The organism is Mesorhizobium ventifaucium (assembly GCF_935822925.1).
Taxonomy (GTDB): domain Bacteria; phylum Pseudomonadota; class Alphaproteobacteria; order Rhizobiales; family Rhizobiaceae; genus Mesorhizobium; species Mesorhizobium ventifaucium.
Genome location: NZ_CAKXZS010000003.1, coordinates 341,673 through 355,787, shown reverse-complemented (window position 1 = coordinate 355,787; position 14,115 = coordinate 341,673). Strand labels below are relative to the sequence as shown.

Below are 14,115 nucleotides of genomic sequence, written 5' to 3'. Positions count from 1 at the left end.
CCGATTGCATAGGGGAAGGGTGACAGCGGCCAGCCGAGTTGCTATGCCGCCTGGACCATTTTGCCGTGTGAGCACAATTTATGCCCGACCTGCTTTTAGAACTACGTTCGGAAGAGATTCCCGCGCGCATGCAGCGCAAGGCGGCGGGCGACCTGAAGAAGATGATGACGGACGGTTTGGTCGAGGCTGGGCTAACCTATGAGGCGGCGCGCGAACATTGGACGCCGCGCCGGTTGGCGCTCGACATTCGCGGCGTGACCGCGCGCTCGAAGGACATTAGCGAGGAGATCAAGGGACCCTCGACCAAGGCGCCCGAACAGGCGGTCCAGGGTTTTCTGCGCAAGGCCGGTCTCTCTTCGATCGCCGAGGCGCATGTCCATGCCGATCCGAAGAAGGGCGATTTCTATGTCGCCCATATTGCGAAGCCGGGCCGGGCGGCGGAAGAAATCATCGCAGAACTGGTGCCGGGCATCATCCGCGGCTTTCCATGGCCGAAATCGATGCGCTGGGGGCTTGCCTCGGCGAAACCGGGATCCTTGCGCTGGGTGCGACCCCTGCAATCCATCCTCTGCACCTTCGGCCCTGAGACCGAGGAGCCGGTGGTCGTCGATTTCGAGATCGACGGCATCCGATCGGGCAACGTCACCTACGGCCACCGTTTTCACGCGCCGGGCGCGATCACCGTGCGCCGTTTCGACGACTATGCCGCCAAGCTGGAGGCGGCGAAGGTCGTGCTCGACGCCGACCGGCGAAAGGAGATCATCCTTTCCGACGCTAGGAATCTCGCCTTCGCCAACGGGCTCGACCTTGTCGACGACGAGGGATTGCTCGAGGAAGTGTCGGGCCTGGTTGAATGGCCTGTCGTGCTGATGGGCGAATTCGAGCAGGACTTTCTCGCCATTCCGTCCGAGGTGATCCGGCTGACCATCCGCGCCAACCAGAAGTGTTTTGTGACGCGGCCGCAGGGCATCGGTGAAGAGCTTTCCAACCGCTTCATCCTGACCGCCAACATCGAAGCAAGCGACGGTGGTAAGGAGATCGCCCACGGCAACGGCAAAGTGGTGCGCGCCCGCCTCTCCGACGCGCTCTATTTCTGGAAGACCGACCAGGGCGACCTGCCTGATCTCGACCAGTTGCAGGCATCGGCGGAAAAGTTCGGGCTCGATCTGAAGAAGCCGCTCGACCAGCGCATGGCCCGCCTCGATCATCTCGGCGTCACCTTCCACGCGAAGCTCGGCACGCAAGGCGAGCGGGTGGAGCGGATCAGATTGCTCGCGCATCATTTATCAGGGCTGATTTCGGCAGACAGAGAATTGGTTGATCGCGCCGTAGTTCTGGCGAAAGCCGATCTTACGACCGAAGTGGTCGGCGAATTCCCTGAGTTGCAGGGGGCTATGGGTTATAAATATGCGCTGCTACAGGGCGAGCACGTCAGCGTCGCTGCGGCTATCGAGGAGCATTACAAGCCGCAAGGCCCATCCGATCGCGTGCCGACCAATTTGGTTTCGATAACCGCCGCGCTTGCTGACAAGCTTGATACTCTCGTCGGCTTCTGGATTATTGATGAGAAGCCCACAGGCAGCAAAGATCCGTTCGCGCTTCGAAGGGCAGCGCTGGGGGTGATAAGGCTCCTTCTCGAAAACTCCATTAAACTCTCGCTCAGCAATGCCCTAGCTGAGGCTTGGATTTGGGTTGCGAACGACCTGTTTTTTCAAAGACAAGAAAACTTGAGAGCCGCCCTTCGTGAGATAGCTAAGCTGAGTGCGCTTTCGGATCGGGCGTCGCTTGACGAATGGTTCGAGAGAAATGAGCAGGCGCAACGAGACGAGGTGCGTCACAGTTTTGGCCGGATGACCGCCACCCGCTCCGATCTCCTCGCCTTCTTCCACGACCGCCTAAAAGTCTATTTGCGCGACCAGGGCGCGCGGCATGATTTGATCGATGCGGTGTTGGCGGCAGGCTCGCGCCCGATCTCCCCCCTTGAGGGGGAGATGTCGCCGCAGGCGACAGAGGGGGTCGCCGACCCACGCACGGCGCCCCCCTCTGCCCTGCCGGGCATCTCCCCCACGAGGGGGGAGATCGGCCAATCATCCAACGACGACCTCCTTCAAATCGTCCGCCGCGTCCTGGCCCTTGGCACCTTCCTCGACACCGAGGACGGCAGCAACCTGCTTGCCGGCACCAAGCGCGCGGCCAACATTCTGGCCGCCGAAGAGAAGAAGAAAACGACGATCGCCGAAAATGTTGAGCCGGCTCTATTCCGAGAAGAGGCCGAGAAATCGCTGTTTGCCGCGGTGAATCAGGCCGAGAAGGAAGCCGGCGAAGCGATTGAAAACGAAGACTTTTCCGCCGCCATGCTGGCGCTTAGCGCGTTGCGTGAACCGGCTGATTCATTCTTTGAACGCGTTCTCGTGAATGATGAGGACCAGGCCGTTCGTGCCAACCGCCTGGCACTGTTGGCGCGCATCCGGGCAGCGACCGACCAGGTCGCGGATTTCTCGAAAATCGCCGGCTGAGGCTTGGCAATTTAGGCGAGCGTCGTCCTGGCCGCGAACTTCTATCTGGCCTGGTCGATCTCGGGGATGGGCGTCGGTTGCGGTGTTGCGGGCTCAGGCGGGCTGTTCGTTGCCGTTATTTTTTTGTCGGATTTGGTGGCCGCCCCGGGCGCTGCGGCAGCAGATGCCGCGCTGGGAGCCGGCTTTGTGAAGGCGTCACCGACGATGCCGCCGCGAATGATCATCGGGCTTTGCATGACATCATGCTTGGGCTTGGTCTGGGTCGGGATCGCAGAAACTTTTTCATAGGTGACATCGGGCACTGGTTCGCCGAGCGCCACGATCGATGGCGTCGAGGAACTCCAAGCCACCTTCACCGGTTCAGGCGCGCCGAGCCTGACGACGGACGGCGTCGAGGATGGCGCACCGGGAACAACGAAGGACGAAGCCTGTGCTGTGCCCGCCGCCAGAGTAAGACCAAGCGCTCCCAGGATACGCACCCAGACCATGATAGCTCCCGTTGCCCCAATAAGCCGGCACCATACCGTCCGGAAATTGATGCGGGCTTGCCAGGAAAGCCAGCATTTTATCGATTGGCAATTCGCTTCCGCCCGGACTTGCCCCGTGAGCGTCACCGTATTACGCACCCACATCTGTATGGTCCCGCATCTGTAAGGTGATGAGAGTGGCTGAGATACTTGCCGCCGGCGAGGCGATGGAGCGGGCGCTGGCGCTGCTCGAAGGCGGCGATGTCGTCGCCATTCCGACCGAAACCGTCTACGGGCTGGCGGCCGATGCCACCAATGGCGTTGGCGTGGCGCGCATCTTCGAGGTCAAGGGCCGGCCGCGCTTCAATCCGCTGATCGCCCATGTCGCCGATCTGGCGATGGCTGAGCGCATCGCGCTGTTCGATCCCGTATCGAAAAGGCTGGCGCAGACATTCTGGCCGGGACCGCTGACGCTGGTGCTGCCGCAGCGGCCCGGCAACGGCATTCATCCGCTGGTCACGGCCGGGCTCGATACGATCGCGCTGCGCATGCCAAAAGGCTTTGGCGGCCAACTGATCGCCAGGCTCGGACGCCCGCTTGCAGCGCCCAGCGCCAATTCCTCAGGCAGGATCAGCGCAACGACGGCCGAGGCAGTGGTCGCCGATCTCGGTTCAAAAATCAAGCTGGTGATCGATGGCGGCGCGACGTCGGTCGGGCTCGAATCGACAATCGTGAAGATAGAGGGCGGAAAGCTGCGGCTGCTGCGGCCGGGCGGCATTGCCGCCGAAGAGATCGAAGCGGCCGCCGGCGTGAAGCTGTCGCGCGGTGCGGCGGGCATCGAGGCGCCGGGCATGCTCGCCTCGCATTACGCGCCTGGTGCTGCGGTGCGGGTCAACGCCGCAAAAGTCGCAAAGGGCGAAGCCTTGCTGGCATTCGGCCCGCGCCGCGCCGGAGGCTGGCAAGGCGCTGCCGCCTTGCGCAACCTGTCAGAGACCGGCGACCTGCGCGAGGCAGCAAGCAACCTCTTTGCCCATATGCAGGATCTCGATCGCAGCGGCGCCAAGACGATAGCCGTCGAGCCGATCCCCTCCGACGGACTGGGCGAGGCGATCAACGACCGACTTTCGCGCGCCGCTGCCCCTCGTGACAAGATCGATTGAGCACCATAGTTTCCATCCATGAACGACATCTCAGGGGATATCGACCCCGCCCTCATCGACCGCTTTGCGGCAATCGTCGGCGACAAATATGCGCTTCGCGACCAGCAGGATATCGCGCCTTACCTCACGGAGAGACGCGGCCTGTGGCATGGCCGGACGGCGCTGGTGCTGAGGCCCGGCAGCGTCGACGAGGTCAGCCGCATCATGCGGCTGGCGACCGAGACGGGAACGCCGATCGTGCCGCAAAGCGGCAACACCGGGCTGGTCGGTGCGCAGGTGCCGGACACGTCCGGCCGCCAGATCGTGCTGTCGCTGTCGCGGCTGAACCGCATCCGCGAGATCGACGTCCTGTCCAACACGGTCACCGTCGAGGCCGGTGTCATCCTGCAGACGCTGCAGGAAGCGGCCGATGCCGCCGACCGGCTGTTTCCGCTGTCGCTTGCCGCGCAAGGCTCCTGCCAGATCGGCGGCAATCTCTCTTCCAATGCCGGCGGCACCGGCGTACTCGCCTATGGCAATGCGCGTGAGCTGTGCCTCGGCGTCGAGGTGGTGCTGCCGACCGGCGAGGTGTTCGACGATCTGCGCAAGCTGAAGAAGGACAACACCGGTTACGATCTGAAGAACCTGTTCATCGGCGCGGAAGGCACGCTCGGCGTCATCACCGCCGCCGTGCTCAAGCTTTTCCCAAAGCCCAAGGGGCGCGAGGTGGCCTTTGCCGGCCTGTCGTCACCTGAGGCGGCACTGTCCCTGTTCAGCCTGGCGATGGATCGCGCCGGTGCTGCGCTCACTGCTTTCGAGCTGATCGGCCAGAGGCCCTACGATTTTACGCTTTTGCACGCGCCTGGCGTCGTGCGGCCGCTGTCCGGGGATTGGCCATGGTATGTGCTGATGCAGATCTCTTCGGGCCGCTCGGTGGAGGATGCGAGGGCCCTGATCGAGGAGGTGCTCTCAGTCTGCCTCGAGCAGGAGATCGTCGGCGATGCAGTGATTGCGGCGAGCATCGCGCAGGGCGATGCGTTCTGGAATTTCCGCGAGCTGCTGCCCGAGGCGCAGAAGCCCGAAGGCGCCTCGATCAAGCACGACATCTCTGTGCCGGTGGCGGCCATCCCGCAATTCATCGAAAAGGCAGCCGGCGCCATTCAATCGGTCAGCCCCGGTGCGCGCGAGGTGTGTTTCGGCCACATGGGCGACGGCAATCTCCACTACAACATCTCCCGGCCGATCGGCGGCGATGACGAAGCGTTTCTCGGGCTCTATCACGTCATGAACAAGGCCGTGCACGATGTGGTGCGCCGCCTTCACGGCTCGATCTCGGCTGAGCACGGCATTGGCCAGCTGAAGCGGGATGAATTGATCGCGACAGCGCCGCCGATGGCGATCGAGCTGATGCGCAGGGTGAAGACGGCCTTCGATCCGGCCGGCATCATGAATCCCGGTAAGGTTATCTGATCCTTTCGCCGTCTTGTGAATGGTCGCATTCCGATAACCATCCTCTCGAGATCAGCAAAATTTAACCGACTTTCTTAAGCGCCGCGACAAGAAGCCCGCGCTAATGTTTCCCCACAACGAGGCTGGAAAAACCGGCCCGGAGAACCGGAAAACCGGCTCTCAGGAGAGACAGGAAAGGCACGATATGAACACTGGACTGAAGCCAGTCTGGGCCGGGCGCAATATGCGCCTCGACCCATTCCGCCTGCCGCAGGTGGTGAGCTACGCGACGCGCGACGACTATGGCGACGTTACCTTCACCATCGACCATCGTGGCGCCGTCATTCGCCGCGTGCTGGAGATGAGCGGCCTGCCGGCGTTTATCGCTCTGCCCGCCAATGCGTTTCGTGGGGTGGCAGCCCGCGCAATGGAGGATCCGGACGGCAATGTCACGGTGACGCTGGAGCTTCTGCACAACGATCCGATGCTGTCGGTGCCGCTGCTGGTGGCCGACGATCTCGAGGATGTCGCCGCCGACTGGCGCGCCTGGGCTGATGCCTACCGTCTGCCGATGCTTCTGATCGAATCCGACGGCATCGCCCGCAGCCTGGAGGAATCGCTTGGCGCCGCCATCAAGACATTGCCGGCGCAGGACCGCCGCAGGGGTCGGCTTTCGACCAAGCGTCGTCCGCGCTTCCTCGTCCGCCGCAGGGCCGGCGACCTCGGCCTCAGGCTGGTGATCGGCGGCCAGGAAATCATTTCGCGCGAATAGTGCATGTCGCGCAAAAATCCGTTGAAACGTGACGCGCTTAGGGTGTGTTGAGATCCAGGTCAGGCCGAGCCGAAAATGGTGGCTTCCGAGAACCGGAGCGGAGCGTACTTTTCGTACGTGAGCACCGGAAGCGCAGGAAGCCGCCGTTTGCAGGCCGGCATCACCTGAATATCGACATACCCTATACCAGCGGCTTCAGCGCCACCCATAACGCACCGCCGATCAGGCCGAGGAAGATCAGCCAGCCGACCTGGTTGTTCGACCTGAACAGAAGCATGCACTGGTCCGGGTCGTCGATGTCGAGCACGGTGACCTGGCGCGCCATATGGGCGCCGGCGGCGACCAGCCCGGCCAGCGCCGGCACCGGCGCCTGGGCTGCCGCGAAGGCGATGGCGAAGCAGACCAGCGCTCCGCCATAAAGCCCGACGAGCCAGGTCTTGGTGCTGTCGCCGAACAAGCGTGCGGTCGAGCGCACGCCGACGATGGCGTCGTCTTCCTTGTCCTGATGCGCATAGATCGTGTCGTAGCCGATCACCCACAGGATCGAGCCGAGATAGAGCATGACAGGCGGGCCATCGAGATTGCCGAACTCGACCGCCCATCCCATCAGCGCACCCCAGGAAAAAGCAAGGCCGAGAACCAGTTGCGGCCAGTTGGTGTACCGCTTCATGAACGGGTAGATGGCGACGACGGCGAGCGAGCAGATGCCGAGCAGGACGGCAAAGCTGTTGAACTGCACAAGCACAGCGAGTCCAACCAGTGCCTGGATCACGAGAAACGCCCAAGCCTGCCGGCGCGTGACCTTTCCCGCCGGCAGCGGCCGCGAGCGCGTGCGTTCCACCTGGTTGTCGATGTCCTGGTCGACCAAGTCGTTGTAGGTGCAGCCGGCGCCGCGCATGACGACGGCGCCGATCAGGAACAGCACGAGATACCATGGCGCCGGCAGTAGCGTGAGCAGGGGATCAGTAGGGCGTGGATAGGCACTCGCGGCAAGGGCTGCCGACCACCAGCACGGCCACAGCAGCAACTGCCAGCCGATCGGCCGGTCCCACCGGGCAAGCTGCGCATAGGGCCATGTCAGGCGTGGCAGAATGCGGTAGACCCAGTGGCCGCTCGGCGCATCGGCGACGCGGCCCTGGGCTGCTTTCGACTGGATGGGTTCCATCGTGCTGAAGTGGCAGCAGCGGCCGACGCCGTCAAGCGTCAAGCGGGCCGAACCATTCCCCGTTCCCGTGTGGAATTGCGCTCAAAGTCTTCCAAATGTCTTGACCCATCGTACGGGGCGCAATAGCGCAGTCCTGATCGTGGATTGGCAAGGAATCTGGGCATGCGTGTTTTGTTGATCGGCTCCGGCGGCCGCGAACATGCCTTGGCCTGGAAGATCGCGGCCTCGCCGCTGCTGACGAAGCTTTACGCGGCTCCCGGCAATCCGGGCATCGGCCGCGAAGCCGAGCTGGTGACGCTCGACATTGCCGATCATGCGGCGGTGGCCCGGTTCTGCACGGAGAAAAAGATCGACCTCGTCGTGGTCGGGCCGGAAGGGCCGCTGGTCGCCGGCATTGCCAACGACCTTCGCGCTGAAAACATTCGCGTCTTCGGCCCGTCCAGGGCGGCGGCGCGGCTGGAAGGCTCGAAAGGCTTCACCAAGGATCTCTGCGCGAATTATGCCATCCCGACCGCCGCCTATGGTCGTTTCGGCGATCTGGCGTCTGCCAGGGCCTATGTCGAAAAGACGGGCGCGCCGATCGTCATCAAGGCCGACGGCCTCGCCGCCGGCAAGGGCGTTACCGTCGCCATGAATTTGGCCGAGGCGCTTGCAGCACTCGATGCCTGTTTCGACGGGTCCTTCGGACAGGCCGGCGCGGAGGTGGTGGTCGAGGAGTTTCTCACCGGCGAGGAGGCGAGCTTCTTTTGCCTGTGCGACGGCGTCACCGCGTTGCCATTCGGCACCGCGCAGGACCACAAGCGCCTCAGTGACGGCGACGTCGGCCCGAACACCGGCGGCATGGGGGCCTATTCGCCGGCCCCGGTGATGACGCCGGAGATGATCGACCGCACCATGCGCGAGATCGTCGAGCCGACCATGCGCGGCATGGCCGAACTTGGAGCGCCGTTCTCGGGCGTGCTGTTTGCCGGGCTGATGATATCAGGCGAGGGGCCGAAGCTGATCGAGTACAACACCCGTTTCGGCGATCCGGAATGCCAGGTGCTGATGATGCGGCTGAAGGACGATCTCCTGGTCCTGCTCAACGCTGCCGCCGACGGCCAGCTTGCGCATACCTCAGTGCGCTGGCGCAACGAGGCGGCGCTCACCGTGGTGATGGCGGCCAAGGGTTACCCCGGCACGCCGGAAAAGGGCTCGGTCATCCGCGGCGTCGAACAGGCCGCGGGCGATGGCGTCGAGATCTTTCATGCCGGCACCGCCATCGACAGCGGCGCGCTGGTCGCCAATGGCGGCCGTGTGCTCGGTGTCACGGCGACCGGCGGCACGGTCGGCGAGGCGCAGCGACGAGCCTACGCGGCGCTCGACCGGATCGATTGGCCGCAAGGTTTTTGCCGCCGCGACATCGGCTGGCAGGCCGTGTCCCGCGAGCAGGCGCGCTGACGTACAAGATTAGCGGGGGCAAGATTAGCGGGGGCTACGATCCAACTCGGTCGACGCAGTGCTGACCGGATCGGTGGGCGCGGCTTCAACGGCCGATGCGGAGGGCTTTTCCTTTCGCAGCCACGCCACATAGTCGGCGATCCGGCGACGCAGCACTGTCCCTACGGCAGGCATTTGCAAGCTGCCGCGGAACTTGGACCAGCCCGCGCTGAACATAGCGACCATTTCGGTGAAGCTCGGCGGCGGCGCCACGGTCGCATAGGTAAGGGTGACATTGCCCGCAAGGCCGGCTGCCCGCGAGAGAGGCAGCGGTATCGAGGCGAGGTAGTCCGGCTGCGCGTCGATCAGGCCGCCGAACGGCCATTGCGCGCGCAACGCGGCGGCATCCATCGGTGCGACATTGACATCGATGTCGTTTGGCGTACCTGCGACCCGGTAGGGGCAGCGGAACCGGCCGCAATTGGCTTTTGCCGAAAACTGCCAGAGTGCGTAGGCTTGCCAGTTGCCCATCGGAAAATGCACGCCGATGTCGGGCTTGTAGCGCGCATACCAGAGCGGCAGCCGCGACAGCAGCCGGTACTTGTACTTGTTGTCGGCGATGTGCTTGGCAGTCTTGCCGTTAGTATAAAGCACCGGAAAACGGCCAATCCGCCGATGCACATGGCGGACGAATTCCTCTGCATCCTCGAGCGACATCCATTTCGTCGGGTCGTCATCCTCGATGTCGAGGGCAAGCAGGTCGTCCGGACCAGGTTTCGCGAAATTGATGAAATTATTGGCCTGTCCCACTGGGTTGCCGGGTCGGGCGAGGTGATAAGCGCCCCATTTCAGGCCGAGCGCCTTGGCCACCACCTTGCGCGTCTGAAACAGTTCCTGTGCCACCGCATGGCGCTTCCACAGCGCCTTGCAGAGTCGCGTCGCGGTCTCGTCGCCGAAACAGAAATATGCTGGCGGCATCCCGTCGGACGCCTTGTTGATGAAGCCGACGATGCGCTTGTCGGTGGCAAGCTCCGTCCAATCGATGGGATTGTATTCGTAGGCGTCGATCACCAGCGCCCGGTCGGTATTCTTCCAGGGCTCGGAGAAGTCCGAGGCTTGTGCCGGCGCCAACGCCATTGTCATCGCGGTCGCGACGGCGAGGAGTCCTGGGCGGCGAAGAGGGTGCGCCGGCAGCTTCAAACAGCATATCCTTGCTGGCCAAAGCCTGATCCTGAACCGCCATGGTTAAGGAAATGCTTTCGGCGGCCCGCGGCGACCGCCGCAATCGTCCCGGAGATGGCTTTGCTGGTCATCAACGCAGGGCGAGCGGCTGGAACGGGTCGGGCGCCGGCGCTTGCGGCAGCGTTCCCTCAGCCTGGCGCTTGCGGTGATAGGCCAGCGAGCATTGCGGCGAACACAGAATGCCGCGATCCGACCAATAGGCGGCGCCATCCTCGATCTTGCCGCGATGGTGCCAAAAACCTGCCGCTCGGTAGGGCAGGCCGCATTCGATGCAGCGATAGGCGTCAGGTCTGGCGAGCACGGGCGGTCCGATCCGGTATTCTTGATCTGTCGCCGGTCAACTTGTCCGGCTGTTTGCGGATTTTAGCGTGAACAGCTCCAATTGCAAAATCCGCGTGACAAAATTTGACGTTTACGTAAAAAGAAGGCGGGAGAGGCGGCCCGAAAGCGGATGGTTTTGTGCCGGCACGGATCTTAAGTTGGCCTGCCGAACAGAGGAGGAGCGAGCGGCATGTACCGGGCACCAGTCGAGGACATCACCTTCACACTGAAGCATGTGGCGGGCCTGAAGCCGGCGCTTGACGCCGGCACCTTTGGCGACCTTGGCGAAGACCTCGTCGACGCAATTCTGGCGGAAGCCGGCCGCTTTGCCAGCGAAGAGGTCGCGCCGCTCTACAAGATCGGCGATGAACAAGGCGCGGTGCTGAGCGGCGCTGACGTCACCACGCCGCCCGGCTGGAAGGAACTTTATCGCCGCTGGATCGACGGCGGCTGGAACGCGCTGTCAGCGCCGGAGGAGTTCGGCGGCCAGGCGCTGCCGACCATGCTGGGCGTCGCCGCGCTCGAAATGTGGAACTCCGCCGCCATGGCCTTCGGTATCGGCCCGACGCTGACCATGGGCGCGGTCGAAGCGCTCGACAAGCATGCCTCACCGGCGCTGAAGGCCAAATACCTGGAAAAGCTCGTCTCAGGCGAATGGATGGGCACGATGAACCTGACCGAGCCGCAGGCGGGCTCGGATCTGAATGCCTTGCGCGCCCGCGCCGAGCCGGCCGGGGACGGCACCTATCGCATTTTCGGCCAGAAGATTTTCATAACCTATGGCGAGCACGATTTCACCGACAACATCATCCACCTGGTGCTGGCGCGGCTGCCGGACGCGCCGGCCGGCACGCGTGGCCTTTCGCTGTTCCTGGTGCCGAAATTCCTTGTCGGCGACGATGGCGCGCTTGGCGCCCGCAACGACGTCTTCTGCTTCGGGCTGGAGCACAAATTGGGCATCCACGCCTCGCCGACCTGCACCATGATCTATGGCGACGGTTTCGAAGGGACCGCCCCCGGCGCGATCGGCTGGCTGATCGGCGAGGAAAACAAGGGCCTCGCCTGCATGTTCACCATGATGAACAATGCGCGGCTCGCCGTCGGCATGCAGGGCGTTGCGGTCGCCGAAACGGCCACGCAGAAGGCGCTCGCCTACGCCAATGACCGCCGGCAAGGCAACGCCGCGAGCTATAATGGCAACGGCATGGCGCTGATCGTCCATCACCCCGACGTGCAGCGCAATCTCCTGACCATGAAGGCGCTGACCCAGATTGCGCGCGCCATCAGCTACTCCTGCGCGCATGCCATTGACCACGCGCGCGTATCCGTCGGCGATGAAGCCATCCATTGGCAGGAGCGCGCCAATCTGCTGACGCCGCTGGCCAAGGCCTTCTCCACCGATGTCGGTGTCGAGGTCGCCTCGCTCGGGCTGCAGGTTCATGGCGGCATGGGATACATCGAGGAGACGGGTGCGGCAGCACTTTATCGCGACGCGCGCATCGCGCCGATCTACGAAGGCACCAATGGCATCCAGGCGATAGACCTGGTGGCGCGCAAGCTGCCGCTTGGCGGCGGCGAGCATGTGCATGGTTACATCGCCGAACTGAAAGCCGTCGCCAATCAAGCGCGGACCTCGAACCTTCAAGGTTTTGGCCGCACCGCCGACGGCCTCGACCAGGCGCTCGACGATCTCAGCCAGGCGACGCGCTTCCTGCAAAGGCTGCTCGCCGACGGCCGCTCGGACGCGGCGCTGGCCGGCGCGACGCCTTACCTGAGGCTGATCTCGCTTGCGGCGGGCGGAACCTATCTGGCGCGCGGCGCGCTTGCCGACCAAAGCCGCATCGCCGTTTGCCGCTTCTTCGCCGAAAACCTGCTTGGCGAGGCGGGCGCGCTGAAGGAGCGCGTCATTGGCGGCGCCGACAGCCTTGCCGCTGCCGGCAAGACACTGATTTCTGCCTGACAGCCACCAGGTTGACGTTTCACGACGTTCACAAAGGATCACCCGTGACAGACCACATCCTCGTCGAGCGCCAGGGCGCCATCCAGATCATCCGCATGAACCGTCCGGACAAGAAGAACGCCTTGACGCGCGCCATGTATGCGAAAATGTCCAAAGCCCTTGCCGAGGGCGACGCCGATCCGGCGATCCGCGTCCATGTCTTCCTCGGTGTTTCAGGCGCCTTCTCGTCGGGCAACGACCTCGCCGATTTCATGGTCGTCGCCACCGGCGGCGAGGGCGGCACCGAAGTCTGGGATTTCCTGATGGCGCTGGCCAGGGCGGAAAAACCGATGGTTTCCGGCGTCGACGGCATTGCGGTCGGCATCGGCACCACGCTCAACCTGCATTGCGACCTGACCTTCGCCACGCCGCGCACAGTGTTCCGCACGCCCTTCGTCGATCTCGGCCTGGTCCCCGAGGCGGGGTCGAGCCTGCTTGCGCCGCAGATTCTCGGCCGGCAGGGCGCCTTCGCGCTGCTTGGCCTCGGCGAAGGATTGTCGGCCGAGCGGGCGAAGTCCGCCGGACTGATCTACGCGGTGGTCGAGGAGAACGAACTCGAATCCGCCGTGCTCGCCGTTGCCGGGCAGGTTGCAGCCAAGCCGCCGCAAGCGCTGAAGATCGCGCGTAACCTGATGCGCGGCTCGCGTGAAGACCTCGTTGACCGCATCAGCCAGGAAAGCGAGTATTTCCGCGCGCGGCTCAAATCCGACGAAGCCCGCGCTGCGCTGACGGCCTTCATGACCAGGAAGAAGGGATAGCTGGCGCTACCGCACGCCTAGCCGCGTCCCCAAATCATCGCTTCGTCTCCCTGTCCCAACGGTCCGGGAAGCGCACGGTAAAGGCCGTCATGAATATAACCTTCATTTGGGGTTCACTATGATTTGGGGTTCACTATGATTATTGGTGAACCAAGGTGGTTCGGCAAGGATTGCTCAGGCTCCTTGGTGAAGCTGCTTAAGGGACCCCCCGCTCAGGGATAAAGCCTTGTCTTGTCCCAGCCGCCCTCAGCGTTGCGCGAGAAAACAATGCGGTCGTGCAGCCGGAAAGGCCGGTCGTGCCAGAACTCGATCGTCTGCGGCACGATGCGGAAACCCGACCAGTGTTTCGGCCGTGGGATCTCGCCGATCGCATGGCGCGCCGTGTATTCGGCGACGGCTTTTTCCAGTGCAAAGCGGCTCTCCAGCGGCCGCGATTGTTTCGACGCCCAAGCGCCGATGCGGCTGCCGCGCGGACGCGTCGCGTAGTAGGCGTCCGCTTCCGCCTCGGTTACGATCTCCACCGGCCCGCGCGCGCGCACCTGCCGGCGCAGCGATTTCCAGTGAAAGCACATCGCCGCCTTCATGCTGCCAAGAATCTCGCGGCCTTTGGCGCTCTCGAAATTCGTATAGAACACAAATCCGCTTTCATCGAACCCCTTGAGCAGCACCATCCGCACGTTCGGCATGCCCTCGGCATCGACGGTCGCCAGCGCCACGCTGTTGGGATCGTTGATCTCACTCTTGATCGCGTCCTCGAGCCATGCGGCAAACAGGCGGAATGGCTCGGCAGCCTCGGCAAAGTCACCGCTTGTTAACCCAGTTTCGCTCATAGTTTTTCCAAATTCTATTGCCGGCCGGGGGAGATTGC

General features: G+C 63.6%; 12 protein-coding genes. 7 read left to right on the top strand and 5 right to left on the bottom strand.

Annotation, left to right across the window (positions count from 1 at the left end; genetic code table 11):
- Positions 1-80 precede the first annotated feature (80 nt).
- Positions 81-2,516, top strand: coding sequence for a glycine--tRNA ligase subunit beta (glyS, locus tag NMG70_RS03555; protein WP_254023232.1), 2,436 nt, complete (start codon positions 81-83; stop codon positions 2,514-2,516).
- A 41-nt stretch (positions 2,517-2,557) separates the two neighbouring features.
- On the opposite strand, the gene NMG70_RS03550 is transcribed toward glyS, so the two are convergent.
- Entirely contained in the window at positions 2,558-3,004 is a 447-nt protein-coding gene (locus tag NMG70_RS03550) for a hypothetical protein (protein ID WP_254023231.1), read from the bottom strand.
- 176 nt (positions 3,005-3,180) lie between these two features.
- Between NMG70_RS03550 and NMG70_RS03545 the strand changes: the two genes are divergently transcribed.
- From NMG70_RS03545 to NMG70_RS03535, 3 genes are all read left to right on the top strand, one after another.
- Positions 3,181-4,143, top strand: a complete 963-nt coding sequence (locus tag NMG70_RS03545; protein WP_254023230.1) for an L-threonylcarbamoyladenylate synthase — start codon at positions 3,181-3,183, stop codon at positions 4,141-4,143.
- An 18-nt stretch (positions 4,144-4,161) separates the two neighbouring features.
- Positions 4,162-5,592, top strand: coding sequence for an FAD-binding oxidoreductase (locus tag NMG70_RS03540; RefSeq protein ID WP_254023229.1), 1,431 nt, complete (start codon positions 4,162-4,164; stop codon positions 5,590-5,592).
- A 184-nt stretch (positions 5,593-5,776) separates the two neighbouring features.
- Positions 5,777-6,343 carry a DUF6101 family protein gene (locus NMG70_RS03535; protein WP_254023228.1) on the top strand — a complete coding sequence of 189 codons (567 nt, stop codon included), beginning with the start codon at positions 5,777-5,779 and terminating at the stop codon, positions 6,341-6,343.
- Between the two features lie 181 nt (positions 6,344-6,524).
- Here the strand turns inward: NMG70_RS03535 and ubiA are convergent, their stop codons facing one another.
- Positions 6,525-7,508 (bottom strand): 4-hydroxybenzoate octaprenyltransferase, encoded by a 984-nt coding sequence (gene ubiA, locus NMG70_RS03530; protein ID WP_254023260.1) that lies wholly within the window; start codon positions 7,506-7,508, stop codon positions 6,525-6,527.
- 162 nt (positions 7,509-7,670) lie between these two features.
- On the opposite strand from ubiA, the gene purD reads away from it, so the two are divergent.
- Positions 7,671-8,948: a phosphoribosylamine--glycine ligase gene (gene purD, locus NMG70_RS03525; RefSeq protein ID WP_254023227.1), complete on the top strand. Its 1,278-nt coding sequence runs from the start codon at positions 7,671-7,673 to the stop codon at positions 8,946-8,948.
- 24 nt (positions 8,949-8,972) lie between these two features.
- Here the strand turns inward: purD and NMG70_RS03520 are convergent, their stop codons facing one another.
- The gene (locus NMG70_RS03520; RefSeq protein WP_436798344.1) at positions 8,973-10,064 is read right to left on the bottom strand and encodes a glycoside hydrolase family 25 protein; all 1,092 of its coding nucleotides are present in this window, start codon (positions 10,062-10,064) and stop codon (positions 8,973-8,975) included.
- A gap of 175 nt (positions 10,065-10,239) precedes the next feature.
- Positions 10,240-10,470, bottom strand: coding sequence for a hypothetical protein (locus NMG70_RS03515; RefSeq protein ID WP_254023225.1), 231 nt, complete (start codon positions 10,468-10,470; stop codon positions 10,240-10,242).
- Between the two features lie 210 nt (positions 10,471-10,680).
- Between NMG70_RS03515 and NMG70_RS03510 the strand changes: the two genes are divergently transcribed.
- Both NMG70_RS03510 and NMG70_RS03505 read left to right on the top strand, forming a co-directional pair.
- Positions 10,681-12,450 carry an acyl-CoA dehydrogenase family protein gene (locus tag NMG70_RS03510; RefSeq protein WP_254023224.1) on the top strand — a complete coding sequence of 590 codons (1,770 nt, stop codon included), beginning with the start codon at positions 10,681-10,683 and terminating at the stop codon, positions 12,448-12,450.
- A 44-nt stretch (positions 12,451-12,494) separates the two neighbouring features.
- On the top strand, positions 12,495-13,247 hold the full coding sequence (locus NMG70_RS03505) for a crotonase/enoyl-CoA hydratase family protein (RefSeq protein WP_254023223.1): 753 nt from the start codon (positions 12,495-12,497) through the stop codon (positions 13,245-13,247).
- Positions 13,248-13,459: 212 nt separating this feature from the next.
- Here the strand turns inward: NMG70_RS03505 and pdxH are convergent, their stop codons facing one another.
- Positions 13,460-14,077, bottom strand: coding sequence for a pyridoxamine 5'-phosphate oxidase (gene pdxH, locus NMG70_RS03500; RefSeq protein ID WP_254023222.1), 618 nt, complete (start codon positions 14,075-14,077; stop codon positions 13,460-13,462).
- Between the last annotated feature and the right edge of the window lie 38 nt (positions 14,078-14,115).